This window comes from Thiothrix litoralis, assembly GCF_017901135.1.
GTDB lineage: Bacteria > Pseudomonadota > Gammaproteobacteria > Thiotrichales > Thiotrichaceae > Thiothrix > Thiothrix litoralis.
Window position 1 is genome coordinate 3,676,174 of the sequence record NZ_CP072801.1, and the last position, 18,094, is coordinate 3,694,267.

Below are 18,094 nucleotides of genomic sequence, written 5' to 3' on the forward strand. Positions count from 1 at the left end.
ACTGTAAATCTATCCAAAAAAATAAAGAAATATCCAAATGAATAATATTGTCATCGGCATCCTCGGCTCGCGCCTTGACCACCAAGGCTTAGGCAAACGCCGCCATTCACGCTGGCGGCCTTCCATCGGCATCCTCATGCATCCCGCATTTCCGGTGGACGAGTTCGTGCTGATCCACCACGCCGATGAGGCTGAGTTAGCGGGTCTTACGCTGCGTGATATGCGCGAACTTTTGCCCAACATACGCCTGACGGCCTACGTGGTCGACTACGCCAACCCGTGGGATTTCGGCGAAGTTTACAGCCAGCTTCACGCATTCACCCGCCAGCAGCGTTTCGACCCGGAACAAAACAACTACTACGTGCACATCACCACCGGCACGCACGTCGCGCAAATCTGCCTGTTCCTGCTCACCGAAGCGAACTACATTCCCGGCAAGCTGTTGCAAACCTCACCGAGTGAAGAGGGCGTGCAAGGCAAGCTGCAAGTCATCGACCTCGACCTGTCGCGCTACGACCAGATTGCCAGCCGCTTTGCCCGCGAAGCACAAGAAGGCATCGCCTACCTGAAAAGCGGCATCGAAACCCGCAACGCCGCCTTCAACAGCTTGATTGCACAGCTCGAACAAGTGTCGATCCGCTCCTCTGCGCCGATCTTACTCACAGGCCCCACAGGTGCGGGCAAATCACGCCTCGCCAAACGCATTTTCGAGCTGAAAAAGCAGCGCGGGCAGGTCAGTGGCAAATTGGTGGAAGTGAATTGCGCCACCTTGCGCGGCGACAACGCCATGTCAGCCCTGTTCGGGCATGTGAAAGGCGCTTTTACCGGCGCACTGACCGCCCGCACCGGCCTGCTACGCGAAGCCGACAAAGGCTTGCTGTTTCTGGATGAAATCGGCGAATTGGGGCTGGATGAACAGGCCATGCTGTTACGCGCCATCGAAGACAAAGTATTCACCCCCTTCGGCAGCGACCGCGAAACCAGCAGCGATTTCCAGCTCATTGCCGGAACCAACCGTGACCTGTTCCAGCGGGTGCGCGACGGCAAATTCCGCGAAGACCTGCTGGCGCGGATCAACCTGTGGACGTATGAATTGCCCGGCCTCCAACACCGCCTCGAAGATCTGGAAGCCAATATCGAATACGAACTCCAGCAATTCACCCGCAAGGTCGGGCACAAAGTCAGCTTCAACAAAGCGGCGCGGGAACAATACTTGGCGTTTGCGCATTCACCACGAGCGACTTGGCGGGCGAATTTCCGCGACCTCAATTCCAGCATTACCCGCATGGCGACGCTGGCGAATGGCGGGCGCATTACCGAAGAAGGTGTGACCGGGGAAATCCAGCGCCTGCGTTACGACTGGGGTAGTTTCCAACAGGAAATGCCACCGGCGGACGAGGTGCTGGAAGGCATCGACCATTTCGACCGGGTGCAATTGGCGGAAGTGCTGCGGGTATGCCGTGCCAGCAAAAGTCTGGCGGAAGCGGGGCGCACCCTGTTTAACATCAGCCGCACCCAACGCGCCAGCAGCAATGATTCGCACCGCTTGCGGGTTTACCTGCAAAAGTTCGGGTTGAGTTTCGCTGATTTGGCGTAGGTATAGAATGTGCGTGGTATCTTTCCAAGCCAGATTCAAGCGAGGATTTAAAAATGACAGTGTTTACCATTACCGGGGAAGTTGATCCCTTTTTGCACGTTTCCATGCAGCAAGGCGACAAGATTTATTGCGAATCGGGCGCAATGGTGATGATGGAGGCCAATCTGGAGCTGAAAGGGCGTATGACCGGGGGGCTGGGTAGCGCCTTGATGCGGCGTTTTACCAACGGTGAGTCTTTGTTCCAGCAACATATCGAGGCGGTGCGGGGTGACGGTGATTGCCTGTTATCCCCGGCTTTACCGGGCGGCATGGAAGTGATCGAGGTGGGGAGCACCCAGTATTTGCTCAACGATGGCGCGTTTGTCGCAGCCACTTCCGGCACGGAAATGAAAGTGCGTACCCAAAGTCTGGGCAATGCCTTGTTCGCGCAATCTGGCGGCTTTTTCGTGATGGAAACTGCCGGAAAGGGTCAAGTGGTGGTATCGGGTTTTGGTTCGATGTTCTCGCTGGATGTGGAGCCGGACAAAGACCTTATTATCGACAATTCCCATGTGGTGTGTTGGGACAGTACCTTGCGTTATGAGTTGTCGGTAACGACCAGCAGTTCAGGCAGCGGGTTGGGCGGCATGTTAGGTAATCTCGTCAACAGCGCCACCAGCGGTGAAGGTATCGTGTTACGTTTCAGCGGGCGCGGTAAGGTGTTTGTGTGTTCGCGTAACCCTGCGGCCTTCGCCAAGTTGGTGAGCAAAGGGATGACGGCGTGATACGGTAGTTTCATTGGGGCAGGGGGCAGAAAACGCTATACTCAGGCTTTTACACAGTTTGGCCTTGCCCCATGCCTAATCACACCTCCAAGCCACTTGTCCTCGTCGACGGTTCTTCCTACCTGTTCCGCGCTTTTCATGCGCTGCCGCCGCTGACCAATTCGCACGGCGAACCCACCGGCGCCATGCACGGCGTGCTCAATATGCTCGACAAGTTGCGTAAGGATTACGACCCCGAACACATGGCGGTGATTTTCGATGCGCCGGGCAAGACCTTCCGCGACGACATGTTCCCCGACTACAAGGCGAATCGCCCGCCGATGCCGGATGACTTGCGTGGTCAGATCGAACCCTTGCTGGACATTATCAAGGCGCAAGGCTACCCGCTGCTGATTATCCCCGACGTGGAAGCCGACGATGTGATCGGCACACTGGCGCAGGAATACGCTGGCAAAGTGATCATTTCCACCGGCGACAAGGACATGGCGCAACTGGTCGACGCACGTGTCCACCTGATCAACACCATGAGCGGCCTGTATTCCGACCCGGCGGGCGTGGTGGAAAAGTTTGGCGTTGCCCCGGAACGCATCCGCGATTACCTCACCCTGATCGGCGACACCGTGGATAACGTGCCCGGCGTCAACAAGGTCGGCCCCAAAACAGCGGTGAAGTGGCTGGCTGAATACGGCTCGCTGGAAAACATCATGGCACACGCCGACGAATTCAAAGGCAAAGTCGGCGAATACCTGCGCGAAGCACTCGCGCATTTACCGCTTTCCTACGAACTGGTGACGATCAAATGCGACGTGGCGCTGGACTGTTCGCCGGAAGCGCTGACGTTTACGCCGCCAGATGTGGACAAGCTGCACGCGTTGTATGAGCGTTATGAATTTCGGACGCGCTTGGCGGGGTTGGGGAAAGAAACCCCTCCCAACCTCCCCTTATCAGGGGAGGAGCAAGAAGGTGGCGCTTCCGGTTCTCCCCCTGATAAGGGGGAGTTAGAGGGGGTTTCTTCCGCCGAAGGCGTTTCTTACCAAACTATCCTCACCCAAGCCGACCTCGACACGTGGCTCCAACGCCTGCAAGCCGCCGCCGAATTCGCCTTCGACACCGAAACCACCAGCCTCGATTACATGGAGGCGCAAATCGTCGGTGTCTCCTTCGCCATCAGTGCGGGTGAAGCGGCTTACTTGCCGTTGGCGCACGATTACCTCGGCGCACCACCGCAGCTTGACCGCGACGCCACCCTTGCCCAACTCAAGCCGCTGCTGGAAGACCCTGCCTTACGCAAAATCGGTCAGAATCTGAAATACGACCGCAGCGTGCTGCTCAACCACGGTATTGAACTGCGCGGCATTGCCCACGACACCATGCTCGAATCCTACGTGCTGGATTCCACCGCTAACCGTCACGATATGGATACGTTGTGCGCAAAATACCTCAACCACACCACGATCAGTTTCATCGACATTGCAGGCAAGGGCAAAAACCAGCTCACCTTTAACCAGATTGCGCTGGAACAGGCGACCCCTTACGCCGCCGAAGATGCTGACATGACCCTGCAACTGCACCAGCATTTCTGGCCGCAACTGCAAGCCCTCGACGCTCAGTGCAAGCTGTATGAGGAGGTGGAAGTGCCGCTGGTGAGCGTGCTGTCCAGCATCGAACGCAACGGCGTGAAAGTCGACGCCACCATGCTCGCCAAACAGAGCAAGGAACTGGAAACGCGGATGCAGGAGGTGGTGAAACAAGCCTATGCCGCTGCTGATCAGGAATTCAATCTGGCTTCGCCCAAGCAATTGGGGGAAATCCTCTACACCAAACTCGGCCTGCACGCACCGCGCAAAACCCCCAAGGGGCAGCCTTCCACCGCTGAAGATGTGCTGGAAGAACTGGCAGCGCAAGGCCATGAACTGCCGACCTTGATCCTTGAGCATCGCGGTTTGGCGAAACTTAAATCCACCTACACCGACAAGTTGCCGGAACAGATCAACCCGCGTACCGGGCGGGTGCATACCTCCTACCATCAGGCGGTGGCATCGACCGGGCGGTTGTCGTCTTCCGACCCGAATTTGCAGAATATCCCGATTCGTACTGAAGAGGGGCGGCGTATTCGTCAGGCGTTCATCGCGGACACAGGCAACAAACTGCTGGCGGCGGACTATTCGCAGATCGAATTGCGCATTATGGCGCACCTTTCCGGCGACAAGGGCTTGTTGGATGCGTTTGCGCATGGGCTGGACGTGCATCGTGCTACCGCTGCGGAAGTGTTTGGCACGCCATTGGCTGAAGTCAGCATCGAACAGCGCCGCGCCGCCAAAGCGATCAATTTCGGGCTGATTTACGGCATGTCTGCTTTCGGCCTCGCCAAACAACTCGGGGTTGATCGGCGTGATGCGCAGGATTACGTCAATCTGTATTTCGCCCGCTACCCCGGTGTTAAGCAGTACATGGACGACACTCGCGAACAGGCGCGTGCACAGGGTTACGTCGAAACCCTGTTCGGCCGCCGCCTGTTCCTGCCCGACATCCAGTCCAAAAACGCCGTCACCCGCCAATATGCGGAACGCACCGCTATCAACGCGCCGATGCAGGGCACGGCTGCCGACATTATCAAGAAAGCCATGATTGCGGTGGCTGCGTGGTTACGTGACAGCGGCCTGCAAACCCGCATGATCATGCAGGTGCATGACGAACTGGTGTTTGAAGTGCCGGAAGCCGAACTGGAGACTGTGCGGGCGCAAGTCACTGCACTGATGACGGGGGCGGTGACGCTGGATGTGCCTTTGGTGGTGGATAGCGGGGTGGGGGATAATTGGGATGAAGCGCATTAACGATCGCCCCTTGCCCAGAGTGAATATTGACACCGGTAGGCGCTTTGTCAGTACAATACCCGATGAAATTACTAGGCAATTTGAGGAGACCTAAACCATGAGTACTGAAATTCCCGGACGTGACGGCGACGGCTACCTGTTGAGCATGGATGACTGGACACCCGAAATCGGCAAGGCAATGGCTGAAGCCGATGGCGTAGAATTGACGGATGCTAAGTGGGATCAAATCCTGAAAGCCCGTGAATATTACGACGACCAAGCGGTTGTTCCACCGATCCGCAAGTTCTCCAAATTCATCAATATGGATCAGAAAGAGCTGTTCGCCCAGTGGAAAACCGGGCCAATGAAGCCAATCACCAAATACGGCGGCCTGCCAAAACCCACTGGCTGCGTGTAAGGGCACGGGTGCGGGGCTAAACGACTTGCCCCGCACACCAACCCGACGCCCACGCCCACTGAAAGTTATACCCACCCAGCCAGCCGGTCACGTCGACCGTTTCCCCGATAAAATACAACCCCGGTACTTTACGCGCTTCCATGGTTTTGGAGGATAGCTCGCGGGTATCCACGCCACCCAGACTCACTTCGGCGGTGCGCATTCCTTCTGTGCCTGCGGGCGTCAATTCCCATGCTTGTAATGGCTCGGCAATCGACTGTAGCAATTTTTCGCCGTATTGCCCCAGCGGGCGGTTTGGGAACAGGGTTTCACACAGACGTTGCGCCAGTCGGTTGGGCAGCACTTCAGCCAGCACGGTCTTTAATTCGGCTTTGGGACGCTGCTTTTGCAGGGCTTGTAACCAGCTTAACGCATCTTGCCCCGGCAGTAGGTCGATCTGCACGGCTTTACCTTGCTGCCAATAAGACGAAATTTGCAACATGGCTGGGCCACTCAAGCCCCGATGGGTAAACAGCATGTTTTCCCGGAAATAACCTTCCCCGCAACTGACGCCGATAGGGGTGCTGACACCGGCTAATCCAGCCAATAAGCCTTCTAACTGCGGCTGATCGAAGGTGAAGGGCACTAAGGCGGGTGAAAACGGGATGTTTTTCAGGCCAAACTGCTTGGCGACCCGTAAGCCAACATCACTTGCCCCCATGCGTGGAATGGAAGGGCCACCCGTGGCGATGACCAACGCTTGGGTTTGGATCTTGCCTTGTGAGGTTTGCAGGGTAAATTGCCCCTCTTCATGGCTGATGGTGTCGAAGTCGGTATTGAGGCGTAATTGTACGTCTGCTTCACGGCATTCTGTCCACAGCATCTCGACTATGGCAGGGGCTTTCTGGTCACAGAATAGTTGTCCGAGGGTTTTTTCGTGCCAACTCAGACCGTGCTTGCGCATCAGGTCGAGAAAGTCTTGCGGGGTGTAACGTGCCAATGCCGATTTGCAGAAGTGTGGGTTCTGCGACAGGTAAGCGGCCGGGGTGACATGCAGGTTGGTGAAATTACAACGTCCGCCGCCGGAGATGAGGATTTTCTTGCCGATCTTGTCAGCCTTATCCAACAGCAGGACACGCCGTCCACGCTTGCCTGCTTCGGCGGCACACATTAACCCGGCAGCGCCTGCGCCGAGAATCACAACATCATAAGTATCTTGGTTTTGCATGGGGGCATGATAAGCGGGTGTTGGCCAATAAAAAAGCCCACCGAGCGGTGGGCTTCAGGAATTCCTTCAATCGTTACGATTTATCACCAGTGAATGGTGACGGTGCGCTTTCCCCAGCGCCTGGCTTCACGGCGATCTTTTCCCATGTAAATGTCGATCTTTTTGCGCCACCGAGAGTGCATTTTATCTAAAACAAGATATTCACCTTCGAGACCCTTGATTTTGATTTTGTCGCCACGTGACAGGCCGTGCTGCTTGAGCAGGTCTCTGGATACGGCGATGGCTTTCATGCCTGGTTTCAGGCGGTCGCCCCATGCGGCGATGTCTGGAGTACTATCAGTCTGCTGAGAGACCGAGTTATAGGCGGTAGCGGTTACCTTTAGGCTGTTCGGTCGTTTCTGCCCAGCGGAGGCTATTCCAACCATGCTAATGGTCAGAAGAGCCACTGTTAGAAGACGTTTTACAGTAAACATAAATTAACCCAAATATTTGATTTCAAAAATAAAAAAACAAAGTTGATTGAAGGAGTTCGGCGAAGATTAGCATATTCAAATATGCTGATGAAGAAAAATTTGTGCCGAAAGCGACAAACGGCTGACTTTCAAGGGACTAAAGTGATACATACTCGGAGACTTTTTAACCACAATGACTAATGGTCAACAGCAAGGGCATTTCCTTTCGCTTTCGGGGCAATTGTTATTGGATACTTTGCAACACTGATCACCTTCACTGTATCCAAGCAACAACATACTGTAAGTTGGCCGAGTGTATAACAGAGATGCTTGTTTGTCATTTTTTTGACGATAAAAAGTTCTTTTGCTCCGAATATTGATCAATAATGATTATTTATGCCTTTGTTAAACAAGAGCTTACAAAGTACTGGTATAATAATAACCAGTTTATTAGAATTTTAAATGAAAAAATTAGTATTTTATTTATGAAAAACATTATTATTATTGCAACATTGAATGCCCGCTACACCCATGCCTCGTTGGGTTTGCGCTACCTTTTCGCCAATATGGGGGAGTGGCAGGACAGCACGACAATCATGGAATTTACCATTGCGATGCGTCCGCTGGATGTTGCTGAGCAATTATTATCGTGCCAACCGCGCATCATTGGGCTGGGTGTATACATTTGGAATATCACCGAAACCACTGCCTTGGTGCAGTTGCTTAAATCCCTCGCTCCTGATGTGGTTATTGTGCTGGGTGGCCCCGAAGTCAGTTACGAAACCAGTGAGCAACCGATTGCTCAGTGGGCTGATTATGTGATTACTGGGCCGGGTGATGTGAGTTTCCGCCACTTGTGTGGGCAGTTATTGAATGGGCAGAAGCCGGTGCTCAAGGTGATAGCGGGTGAGCAAGTGCCCTTGGCGCAACTGGTGTCACCTTATAATGCGTATACGCAGGACGACTTGGCGAACCGTTCCATTTATGTGGAAGCCTCGCGGGGTTGCCCCTTCAAGTGCGAATTTTGCCTGTCGGCACTCGATAAGACCGCTTTGCCATTTGAATTAAGCCATTTCTTGGCGGAGATGGCGCAGCTCTGGGAACGGGGTTTGCGCCAGTTCCGTTTCGTTGACCGTACTTTTAACCTGAAAATCCAGACGACCATTGCTATCTTGGACTTCTTTCTGGAAAGGCTGGATGCGGAGACGTTTTTGCATTTCGAGCTGGTTCCCGACCATTTGCCGGAAACGCTCAAGGAACGGATCGCTCGCTTTCCAGCGGGTGCTTTGCAGTTTGAGATCGGTATCCAGACCTTCAACCCAGCCGTGCAAGCCTTGATCAGCCGTAAGCAGGATAATGCTAAAGCGGCGGACAATATCCGTTGGTTACGTGAGCATTCGCAGGCACATTTGCATACTGACCTGATTTTTGGGCTGCCGGGAGAGGATTTGCAGAGTTTTGGGGAAGGTTTTGACCGCCTGATGGCGTTGAATCCGCATGAAATTCAGTTGGGTATTCTCAAGCGTTTGCGGGGAACGCCGATTATCCGTCACACCGAAGCGTTTGGAATGGTGTATAACCCGCAGCCGCCTTACAACATCCTGCGCACTGACCGGGTGGATTTTGACACGATGCAGCACATGAATCGCTTTGCTCGCTACTGGGATCTGATTGCCAATTCCGGGCGGTTTGCGCATACCTTGCCGTTGCTGCTGGGGGATGCGCCGTTTGCGCGTTTTTGGACGCTCACCCAGTGGGTTTACGCAGAGGTGCAGCAAACCCACCAGATTGCTTTGTCACGTTTGTTTGTATTGGTGCACGGGGCAGGGCAGGCGGTGCTGGCGATTGAACGCACCGCATTGGAAGAGGCATTGTTGCAAGATTATGCGCTGACCGGGCAGAAAGGGCAGGTGCCGTTTTTGACAGAGGCGCTCAAAAATTCGCGCAACCCCTATCTGCCCACTAAAAGCGGCAACCAGCGGCAATTACGTTTTCTGAATTAGGGTTCAGATTTACTGCACACTTCCTTGGCGAAGGTCGGGTAGTCGACGATTTTGGCACTTTCGCAGGCAATCTTGCAGCGCCGTTCAAAGGCTTCACCTACAAAACCGGGGTGTTCGCCGACGGCTGCAACCCCACGCGTTAAGTAGCCTTGGAAGCTGCTTTGGGGGTCACGGCAGCTTGTATCAGCTTCTTGTGAATCTTTGCACGCGCCCAAAGCTTCGTCATAGAGCCAGCGGCAGTTTTCTTCACCGACGAAGCTTTTGGGGACAGTTTCCAGCTCAATGCCGAGCTTGTTGCCTTGCAGGACGGCACTTTTGTGTTTGCCTGCCTGAAAGCCGAGGTCAATGATGAGGCGCTCACCCTCTACACTTAATTTCAGGTCATCCGGGTCGGCGATACAGTCTCGATGGGTAATGACTTCGGGGGCTTTATCTGGCTCCAGTACCAAGAAGTAAAACTGGTTTTGTGGGCAGGCACTGCCGCCGCAGTTGGAGCCAAATAGCACAACATCGCGGGCATTCTGTTTGATGTATTGGTGCAGGGAGAGGTAGATGCCTTCCTGTTGGAATACTTGTTTGTCATCCAGCTTCAGGGTGTCGGGTGAGGCGTCAGGTTTGCTGCTGCTAATGCTCAGCTTGCCAAAGCGGGTGTCTACCGAATCATCTTCCGTCGCTAATGCCTGGGTATACGTTTCCAGTACTGTCACGCGGTTGTTGGTCGCTGGTGGTTCGCTGGGCTTGTCACAGCCGGGCAAGGCCAACAGTAAACTGCAACAGCTTATCAAGCCCACGTGTGCCAAGTATTTGATGGTCATCTTATTATCCTGAAGGGGTTTGAACAGTTATCATAAAGTCTACCCAAAACTACTCAAGTATTGTCATGTTGAATCGTTTTTAAAGTGATGAGTTACCGCTCATCGGTGATACCTAACGGCGAACACACTTGCCACTAGACAAACACCCCACCGCATCGCATCCTATCATGCATGATCATCAGCCACAAAATCTGCCTCAACCCCAACAATAAGCAAGCCACCTACTTGGCGAAAGCCGCCGGTATAGCGCGGTTTGCCTACAACTCAAAAATGCCCCGCAAATGGCAATTATTCAACTGGGAAGCGGATTCAAGCACTTCTTTGCTGGACGTACCCAGTATCCGCAATTCAAAAAGAAGGGCAAAAGCCGCGACAGTTTCACCCTCACCAACGACCAATTCAGCCTTGCCGCTTGCCGCATCCGCATTCCCAATCTTGGGTTAGTGCGGATGCGGGAAACGTTACGCTTTTCCGGCAAAATCCTCTCCGCCACGATTTCCCGCACCGCTGAGCAGTGGAGTGGTTCGCCAGCATCACGGTGGACACGCAAGACCATAACCCCCTCCCACCCGCCGAAAACCAAGGTGTAGTAGGAGTGGATTTGGGCGTATCCGCACTGGCAACGCTGTCAACGGGGGAAAAAGTGGTCGGGGCGAAACCGCATAAAGCCTTGCTTTCCCGCCTACAACGGCTATCCAGGCATGGTGAAAAACCGCCACTTATCCCGTGCCATCAGTGACAGGGGATTTTTCGAGTTCCGGCGGCAATTGCAATACAAAGCGGGAATGCGGGGTGCAGTGGTCGTGGTAGCAGATCGGTTTTTTGCCTCCAGCAAGACCTGTTCTGTCCCCGGATGTGGGCATAAAGTGGACAAACTGCCGCTATCGGTACGCGAATGGACTTGCCCCATTTGTGGTGCAGTCCATGACCGTGACGTAAATGCCGCTAAGAATTTGCAAGAATACGCCGTGAGTTACACGGTGTTTGCCTGTGGAGGGGAAGGCGCTGGCTCTTGGTGCAAACCGACAGTGAAACCAGCCCCCGTGAAGCAGGAATTCAACGCCATAACTACTTTTAGCTAGATATAGGTAAATTTGATATAACGGTTAGCCATGAATACTAATGGATACCTATCCACTCAGCAATTCCCTGTTTCCAGACTACCTGCCTTGCTCTTAACAGTATATGCATGACATATAATGTGAATTAAGGGCATTTTCGTAGCTGATTCCAGAAAACCAGAGCTGCCGCCAATCGCCCAAAGACATGAACGAGTAACCCTTGGTATGAACGTACATTTGATGCGAACTCAATACCGGTTTTCTTCTCAATCCAGGCAACCAGCGATTCAATCGGCTGGCGTACTTGTGACACAGCGGTTGACAGCCACTGTTCGTCTGCTTCCAGATAGCGTTGTCCCTTCTTCTTTTTGACCGGTGTCCGCACAGTCAGCTGTTGGGATTGTTCAATGTCGGCAGCATCCGGGCGTTGATAGGCTTTGTCACCGAAGACTTCTTCCTGCTTTAGAACCGGCCTGATCTGGTCAAATACCTTGCCATCCGGTGCGCTGGCAGGCAACCAACCGATGTATTCGGGCGTGGGCAACGTTCCCGCTTGTTTACGCCCGATGACATGAACACGCACCCCATAAACATACAGTTTTTTCGTTGAGCAGTAGCCATGGTCAGCAATATCGGCTGCCACACGGGCTTTAAAGCGATGCCCCTGTCTTGCCCGCGCAACGGGGAAGGAGTCAACCAGCCGTTTTCCATCAGTCGGGGGAACCTGGGACTGAATACGCTATCAGTCAGTTGTAATTCAACATGGGGGGAGAAGCGCTGTACACACACCCAAAGGTCTGCTTCATATTGCTTGCAAAGGGACAGATAAATCGCTATCAATTGATCTTGCCAGTCCATAGTGAGAGTCCAGAACATCCGAGAAAAGTAGAGAGTTCCCGTATGATAATGGCTTTCGCTATGGCTGGTTGTCTGCCCTTAATTCACATTTAAACTGGCGGAGGGGTTCGCTTTAATATCTGCCCAGCCTTGCCGCAACCAACGCATAATCGCAGCAGGTTCAACGTGTTGGACGGGGTAACTTGTGAATAATTGTTCGGCATGAGGAGCGGTAGAAACGCTAGCCGATTTACTGGCGACCTGTGTCATGATAAACCTCCTTTGAGAACGCTTGACTTTATAATACCCTAGTATTTTACTAGGGATTGAGCTTAATTTAGTGCAGAACATTCTCAACTACAACAAACCCTTGTAGAAATACGGAAAATTTTTTCTAAAAAACGGCCTCATTTTTACAAGAGGTGTTCAGCCAGCTTGGTTTTGCCGATTAAATCAACCGCGTATTGGTGGGCAGAACGCCCGCTGCGGGATGCTCGTAGCCGCGCCCAGATGATCGCATCCTGTGCAACGGCATCGGTGAACTCCATGCTGAAACTGTTAACCCAATGCTGGACAATTTTCAGATAATCCTCTTCGCTGAACAGGTAGAACGATAGCCAGATGCCAAAACGCTCGGAGAGGGAGATTTTTTCTTCAATGGCGTCGGCGTGATGTACTTCCCGGTTGACGACCCGTGAATTGAGGTTGTCTTCCATCATTTCGGGTAACAGGTGGCGGCGGTTGGAGGTGGCATAAATCAGGATATTGTCAGGAATCGCTGCCATGCCGCCATCCAGTGCCACTTTTAGCGCTTTGTAACTCACGTCAGCCGCTTCAAACGACAAATCGTCGCAGAATAAAATGAATTTTTTGTCGCTATCGCGCAGCACTGCCGCAATCTCGGCAATATCCACCAAGTCTTTGCGGTCAATGTCGATGACCCGTAAACCCCGCTCGCCGTAACGTTGCAGCAAGCCTTTGATGATGGAGGATTTACCCGTGCCTTTTGCCCCCCACAACAGGGCATTGTTGGCGGGATAGCCTGCCAAAAACTGTTCGGTATTTTTCACCAGAACGGCTTTTTGGGCGTCAATACCCATCAGGTCGTCAAGGTTGATTAGCCGGGGCGTGGGGATGGCCTGACAATAGCCGTGGTGGTTTTCCTTGCGCCACGCGAACGCTAGATGGCGGTCAAAATCACCGGCGGGTGATGGATGCTTGCCCAGTAAATAGTGATCCAGATTCTCCAATGTCTGGGCTATTTTCGTCAATACTTTCAGAGCTTCCTGATCCATCGGTGGTTTTCCTGCGTGTTGGCTGATCAAGGGCTTACTGTAGTTGCTTGCATTCACCGGGGCAAGCCTTGAAAATCGCCCTTTCTCAGCAGCCAGAGCAGCAACACATCATGTCCAAAAAACGCGAAATCCCGGTCTTTGACCACCCGATCATCGAAACCCATTGCCATCTGGATTATCTGGAAGGCGAAGCGCTGGATGCTGCGTTGCAGGCCGCCCGTGCGGTGAATGTTGAACGCATCATGACGATTGCCGTTTCACCCGATAACCTCGATAAGGTGATGGCGTTGACGCAACAATACCCGCAAGTTTGGGGCACGCAGGGCATTCACCCACACGACGCCAATGATTATAGCGATGCCGTCGATGCGCAAATCCGCGCCAATGCTTTACACGCCAAGATACTGGCGGTTGGCGAAATCGGGCTGGATTACCATTATGACTATTCCGATCGTGCCAAACAGCGAGATGCGTTTGAGCGCCAGTTACAGATTGCGATTGATCTGGAACTGCCGATCGTGGTGCATACCCGCGAGGCCGACGAGGATATGGAAGCCATCTTGCGCAATTTCGTCGGGCAAATGCCCAAGCGCGGGGTGATTCACAGCTTTACCTCTGGGCAGGCGCTGGCGGAATACTGTTTGAGCGAAGGTTTCTGCTTGGGTTTCAATGGCATTAGCACGTTTAAAGCGGCGGAAAATGTGCGTGAAATCATTGCGCTAACGCCAGTCGAACAAATCCTGTTTGAAACCGATGCGCCGTACCTTACCCCGATTCCTTACCGTGGGCATAAGAATGAACCGAAGTACCTACCGTTCATTGCGGAGCATGTGGCACTGGTGAAAGGTGTGCCACTGGATACCTTATTACCGCAGGTGTGGAAGAACAGTGTCGAGGTGTTTTTTGCTGGGCATTGAACCCGTGGGCTTGTGTTGTAAAAAACACAAAATTAGTTGTAAAAATCACAAAGCCAAATGAACCTAATTTCATCACCCTGCGACTTACTTAGCGCTTTTTGTGACTTTTCTTGCAAAAACAGAATCCAAAAGCAGACATTGCTTCGTAATGTCTTAACAACGCCGGAACCCATTGTGATTTTGTTGAAGGAACTTTGCCATGTTGAAATTTGCTCTGATCGCTACCGTCTGCTTACTGCCAACGTTCGCTATTGCTGCTGACCATAATGCAACTGTTCCAGCGGCTGCAACGGCTAGCCACAGTTTGCCGGTGATTGTTAAAAATGAAGTGATCGACTTTAATTTGTGTCGTTTGTCTTTTGAGAATGGCACATCACAAAATGTTAGCTGCGCGTCTGGCAAGGAATCTAGCCACTAAGACAGCGATTGTGTGGTGGTCATGGGGCTAAGTTCAAACATGGCGTAGGTTCAATACGTTGGGGGCAGAATCCGGCTATAATCGCTCCTCGCCCATTGACCGGAAGCTACACCATGACATCCTCCCCTCCCTGAAGGAAGGGGATTCCTACTGTATTCAGCTAGATAGCTGACTGACTTCGGCGGGTTCCTGCTTCACAGAGCGGCTTAAGGCCGCATCTCCACAGGCTAACAAGCGGTATCCCCGCTCTAAAACATTGATCGCGCCGACATGATCGGCGTTATTTTCGTAATGGCATTTCACGCACACAAACCGCGCTTGCGTCTGACGATTGTCCGCCGCTACATGGTGACATTCGGGGCATTCCTGACTGGTGTAATGCGGTGGCACAGTGAACAACATGCCGCCTTTCCATGCCATCTTGTAGTCGAGTTGCCGTCGAAATTCACCCCAGCCTTGGTCGAGAATGGCTTTGTTTAAGCCAGATTTCTGGGCAACGTTTTTACCGGGGTTTTCCGCTGTGCCTGCCGCTGACTTGGACATATTCCGTACCTGCAAATTTTCGATGAACACGAGCGCGTGGTTTTGGCTGAGCGTGGTCGTCGCCTTGTGCAGGAAATCGCGGCGGGCATTGGCGATTTGCGTGTGAATTTTTTGAACGTTGGCTTGTGCCTTTTTCCAGTTGTTGCTGAACTTTTGTTTGTGCGCCATGCGCCGTTGGTATTTGGCGAGTTTGGCGGCTTTGGTTTTGAAGCTGTTGCGCGGTTCGAGGTACGTACCGTCGGAGAACGTGGCAAAACGGGCTATACCAAGGTCGATGCCGATGGCTGTCGTGGCTTGAGAGGCGATTTTTTCCACTTCCCGCTGAGTTTGGATGCTGACAAACCATTGGCTGCCCTTGCTGGAAACCGTGACATTGCGCAGTTCTCCCAGCACATCGCGGCTGTTGCGGTAGCGTATCCAGCCCAGTTTCGGCAAGAAAAGTCGGCTATTGCCTGGGTCGAGCTTGATTTGTTTGGGGTCAGGATAACGGAAGCTGTCACCGCTGCCTTTACGCTTGAAGCGGGGGAAATCAGCACGTTTCGCAAAGAAGTTTTGGTAGGCTTTATCGAGGTCTTTGAGCGCGTGTTGCAGGGGGTGAACCGGGGCATCTTTCAGCCACGGCGTTTCTTCCCCATTGCGCCATGCCGTCAGGTGTTTTGCCATTGCCACGTAACCGATGAATTTTTCGCCCGCTCCATGGTTGGCTTGCTGCAACGCTAATGCCTTGTTGTAAACGAAGCGGCATGACCCAGCAAAACGGCGTAGTTGACGCTGTGTTTCACTATTGGGCATGAGTTCGTATTTGAAGGCTTGGAGTCGTTGCATCTTCGGAGTGTAGCTAAACAAGAGCGGCTTGAGTGGGTATTCTGCGTTAATACTGCGCGGATTATCCGACAAAACTACCGAAAATCGGGCGGCTTCGCCACCCGCGCTATCCTCCCCGACCTGAAGGACGGGGTTTGCCGCGCAACCTGATCAAAGTCCTCGAAACCGAGCTGTGGGATAGCGCCAATTCCTTGCGTACCAACTCGAAACTCACGGCTGCTGAATACAAAGATCCGTTATTTCAAACCTATCCAAATCTACCTTTAGCTAACTAAAAGTAGTCATGGCGTTGAATTCCTGCTTCGCGGGGGCTGGTTTCACTGTCGGTTTGCACCGAGAGCCAGAGCCTTCCCCTCCACAGGCAGACACCGTGTAACTCACGGCGTATTCTTGCAAATTCTTAGCGGCGTTTACGTCACGGTCATGGACTACGCCGCAAACAGGGCAAGTCCATTCGCGTACCGACAGCGGCAGCTTGTCCACTTTATGCCCACAGCCAGAAGCAGAACAGGTTTTGCTGGAGGCAAAAAACCGATCAGCCACGACGACCACACTACCGCGCATTCCTGCCTTGTATTCCAGTTGCCGCCGAAACTCGAAAAAGCCCATGTCACTGATGGCACGGGATAAATGACGGTTTTTCACCATGCCAGATACGTTCAAATCTTCAATGCCGATGGTATCGAATCGGTGGGTCAAATCCGTGGTGAGCTGGTGCAAACCGTCTTGGCGGATGTTGGCTATCCGGGCGTGAAGCCTTGCCAACTTCTGTTTTGCCTTGTGGCGGTTGGCACTGCCTTTGACCTTGCGGGACAGGCTGCGGGAGAGCCGTTGCAGGCGGGAAAGCAAGGCTCTATGCGGTTTCGCCCCTGCCACTTTTTCCCCCGTTGACAGCGTTGCCAGTGCGGATACGCCCAAATCCACCCCTACCGTGCCTTGGTTTTCGGCAGGCGGGAGGTAGTTTTGATCCGTATCCACGGTGATGCTGGCGAACCACTGATCAGCGGTGCGGGAAACCGTGGCAGAGAGGATTTTACCGGAAAAGCGCAGCGTTTCCCGCATCCGTACTAACCCAAGGTTGGGAATGCGGATGCGGGATGCGTCGATGGCAAACTGGTCATTGGTGAGGGTGAAACTGTCTCGGCTTTTGCCTTTCTTTTTGAATTGTGGGTACTTGGCTCGACCTGCAAAGAAATTCTTGAAGGCGTTTCCCAGTTGGATAATCGCCATTTGCGGGGCGTTTTTGGTCACTTCCAGCATCCACGGGAATTGTTCACGCTTGATGGCGTTCAATTGACGGCGCAAGCCCATTTGGTTGGGTTTTGGCTGGGTGTTATCGTCTTTCCATGCGGTGTATTGGGTTTGCCATTCCGCTAACGCCCAGTTGTAGGCAAACCGCGCTGTACCTGCGGCTTTCGCCAAGTACGTGGCTTGCTTATTGTTGGGGGCAAGGCGGATTTTGTGGCTGATGATCATGCTTGCGAGTCTTCCACGGCTTTCTTTACCCCGTCCAGCAGCTTTTTGTTTTTGCGGGAACGTGAGCCGTACAAACGGGCGGAAAATACCGTGATGATTTCCTGTACGTCGGTTGCCAAGTCTTCTTCAAAGGTGGTGTCTTCGCCCTTGTTCACAATCACCACCTCCACTTGTTTAGCTTCGCAGATGGAAAACACCAGTTCTGCGCCAAAGCGTAGCAGGCGGTCTTTGTGGGTGATGACTAGCCGCCCGACATTACCCGCCAGTATCTCATTCAGCAGGCGTTTCAGCCCTTTTTTGTAGTAATTCATGCCTGAACCAAGATCGGATATTAGCTCAAATGTCCAGCCCTGTTGGGCGCAATACAGTTCCAGCACCTGCTTTTGGCGTTCCAAGTCGTCTTGTTGGTCTTGGCTGGATACCCGCGCATAGGCAAGTGTCTTGCAGCTGTCGCTGCTGGCACGGAACAGTTCAGGCTTGAGTTTTAGCATGTCGTAACGGCGGTGCTTGCCGCTGGTGTGTTCGGGGATTAGCCGCCCCTCCGCTTCCCATCGACGCAGGGTCGTGACGGATACACCGAGTAGTTCTGAGGCTTCGCTGATGGGGACTAATCTTTTCATATTGAACAGCATAAGGTAGATTTCAAGCAAACT

At 53.1% G+C, this 18,094-nt stretch carries 19 protein-coding genes and 1 pseudogene; 11 read left to right on the forward strand and 9 right to left on the reverse strand.

Translation table 11 applies throughout. The annotated features are described in order from the left end of the window. Positions 1-37 precede the first annotated feature (37 nt). The 4 genes from rtcR to J9253_RS17780 all read left to right on the forward strand — a co-directional run bounded on the left by rtcR (position 38) and on the right by J9253_RS17780 (position 5,592). Positions 38-1,597, forward strand: coding sequence for an RNA repair transcriptional activator RtcR (gene rtcR / locus J9253_RS17765; RefSeq protein WP_210222200.1), 1,560 nt, complete (start codon positions 38-40; stop codon positions 1,595-1,597). 53 nt (positions 1,598-1,650) lie between these two features. After that, on the forward strand, positions 1,651-2,361 hold the full coding sequence (locus J9253_RS17770; RefSeq protein ID WP_210222201.1) for a TIGR00266 family protein: 711 nt from the start codon (positions 1,651-1,653) through the stop codon (positions 2,359-2,361). Positions 2,362-2,432: 71 nt separating this feature from the next. After that, complete coding sequence (gene polA / locus J9253_RS17775) at positions 2,433-5,195, forward strand: DNA polymerase I (RefSeq protein WP_210222202.1); 2,763 nt, start codon at positions 2,433-2,435, stop codon at positions 5,193-5,195. 97 nt (positions 5,196-5,292) lie between these two features. Next, positions 5,293-5,592, forward strand: a complete 300-nt coding sequence (locus J9253_RS17780; RefSeq protein WP_028490407.1) for a TusE/DsrC/DsvC family sulfur relay protein — start codon at positions 5,293-5,295, stop codon at positions 5,590-5,592. Positions 5,593-5,608: 16 nt separating this feature from the next. Here the strand turns inward: J9253_RS17780 and J9253_RS17785 are convergent, their stop codons facing one another. Together J9253_RS17785 and J9253_RS17790 are read right to left on the reverse strand one after the other, a co-directional pair. Beyond that, entirely contained in the window at positions 5,609-6,799 is a 1,191-nt protein-coding gene (locus J9253_RS17785) for a BaiN/RdsA family NAD(P)/FAD-dependent oxidoreductase (RefSeq protein ID WP_210222203.1), read from the reverse strand. An 83-nt stretch (positions 6,800-6,882) separates the two neighbouring features. Further along, positions 6,883-7,272 carry a 3D domain-containing protein gene (locus tag J9253_RS17790; protein ID WP_210222204.1) on the reverse strand — a complete coding sequence of 130 codons (390 nt, stop codon included), beginning with the start codon at positions 7,270-7,272 and terminating at the stop codon, positions 6,883-6,885. 464 nt (positions 7,273-7,736) lie between these two features. Between J9253_RS17790 and J9253_RS17795 the strand changes: the two genes are divergently transcribed. Next, positions 7,737-9,254, forward strand: a complete 1,518-nt coding sequence (locus J9253_RS17795; protein ID WP_210222205.1) for a B12-binding domain-containing radical SAM protein — start codon at positions 7,737-7,739, stop codon at positions 9,252-9,254. On the opposite strand, the gene J9253_RS17800 is transcribed toward J9253_RS17795, so the two are convergent. Further along, positions 9,251-10,069, reverse strand: a complete 819-nt coding sequence (locus tag J9253_RS17800; RefSeq protein WP_210222206.1) for a hypothetical protein — start codon at positions 10,067-10,069, stop codon at positions 9,251-9,253. The genes J9253_RS17795 and J9253_RS17800 overlap by 4 nt on opposite strands. Before the next feature lie 171 nt (positions 10,070-10,240). Here J9253_RS17800 and J9253_RS21375 point away from each other — a divergent pair. The 4 genes and pseudogenes from J9253_RS21375 to J9253_RS17815 form a co-directional block, all read left to right on the forward strand. Then, positions 10,241-10,291, forward strand: a pseudogene (locus J9253_RS21375) (hypothetical protein); the annotation flags it as partial. A 59-nt stretch (positions 10,292-10,350) separates the two neighbouring features. Beyond that, positions 10,351-10,659 carry a hypothetical protein gene (locus J9253_RS21040; RefSeq protein WP_228291422.1) on the forward strand — a complete coding sequence of 103 codons (309 nt, stop codon included), beginning with the start codon at positions 10,351-10,353 and terminating at the stop codon, positions 10,657-10,659. A gap of 5 nt (positions 10,660-10,664) precedes the next feature. Beyond that, a complete protein-coding gene (locus tag J9253_RS21380; RefSeq protein WP_407701800.1) occupies positions 10,665-10,808 on the forward strand; it encodes a hypothetical protein in 144 nt (47 codons plus the stop codon). Then, complete coding sequence (locus J9253_RS17815) at positions 10,771-11,151, forward strand: RNA-guided endonuclease InsQ/TnpB family protein (RefSeq protein ID WP_210222209.1); 381 nt, start codon at positions 10,771-10,773, stop codon at positions 11,149-11,151. The genes J9253_RS21380 and J9253_RS17815 overlap by 38 nt, the downstream gene beginning before the upstream one ends. Positions 11,152-11,275: 124 nt before the next feature. Here the strand turns inward: J9253_RS17815 and J9253_RS17820 are convergent, their stop codons facing one another. The 3 genes from J9253_RS17820 to J9253_RS17830 all read right to left on the reverse strand — a co-directional run bounded on the left by J9253_RS17820 (position 11,276) and on the right by J9253_RS17830 (position 13,319). Further along, on the reverse strand, positions 11,276-11,866 hold the full coding sequence (locus tag J9253_RS17820; protein WP_323128882.1) for a transposase: 591 nt from the start codon (positions 11,864-11,866) through the stop codon (positions 11,276-11,278). 200 nt (positions 11,867-12,066) lie between these two features. After that, positions 12,067-12,237, reverse strand: coding sequence for a hypothetical protein (locus J9253_RS17825; RefSeq protein ID WP_210222211.1), 171 nt, complete (start codon positions 12,235-12,237; stop codon positions 12,067-12,069). Between the two features lie 143 nt (positions 12,238-12,380). Further along, complete coding sequence (locus tag J9253_RS17830; RefSeq protein ID WP_228291423.1) at positions 12,381-13,319, reverse strand: ATP-binding protein; 939 nt, start codon at positions 13,317-13,319, stop codon at positions 12,381-12,383. A 53-nt stretch (positions 13,320-13,372) separates the two neighbouring features. Here J9253_RS17830 and J9253_RS17835 point away from each other — a divergent pair, with 53 nt between their 5' ends. After that, positions 13,373-14,179, forward strand: a complete 807-nt coding sequence (locus J9253_RS17835) for a TatD family hydrolase (RefSeq protein ID WP_028489834.1) — start codon at positions 13,373-13,375, stop codon at positions 14,177-14,179. A gap of 199 nt (positions 14,180-14,378) precedes the next feature. After that, on the forward strand, positions 14,379-14,597 hold the full coding sequence (locus J9253_RS17840) for a hypothetical protein (RefSeq protein ID WP_210222212.1): 219 nt from the start codon (positions 14,379-14,381) through the stop codon (positions 14,595-14,597). A gap of 156 nt (positions 14,598-14,753) precedes the next feature. Here J9253_RS17840 and J9253_RS17845 read toward each other — a convergent pair whose 3' ends face one another. From J9253_RS17845 to J9253_RS17855, 3 genes are all read right to left on the reverse strand, one after another. Next, a complete protein-coding gene (locus tag J9253_RS17845) occupies positions 14,754-15,965 on the reverse strand; it encodes an RNA-guided endonuclease InsQ/TnpB family protein (protein WP_210222213.1) in 1,212 nt (403 codons plus the stop codon). A 267-nt stretch (positions 15,966-16,232) separates the two neighbouring features. After that, positions 16,233-17,441 (reverse strand): RNA-guided endonuclease InsQ/TnpB family protein, encoded by a 1,209-nt coding sequence (locus J9253_RS17850; protein ID WP_210222214.1) that lies wholly within the window; start codon positions 17,439-17,441, stop codon positions 16,233-16,235. After that, positions 17,438-18,061: an IS607 family transposase gene (locus J9253_RS17855; protein WP_210222215.1), complete on the reverse strand. Its 624-nt coding sequence runs from the start codon at positions 18,059-18,061 to the stop codon at positions 17,438-17,440. Before J9253_RS17855 ends, J9253_RS17850 begins: the two co-directional genes overlap by 4 nt. Positions 18,062-18,094: the final 33 nt, after the last annotated feature.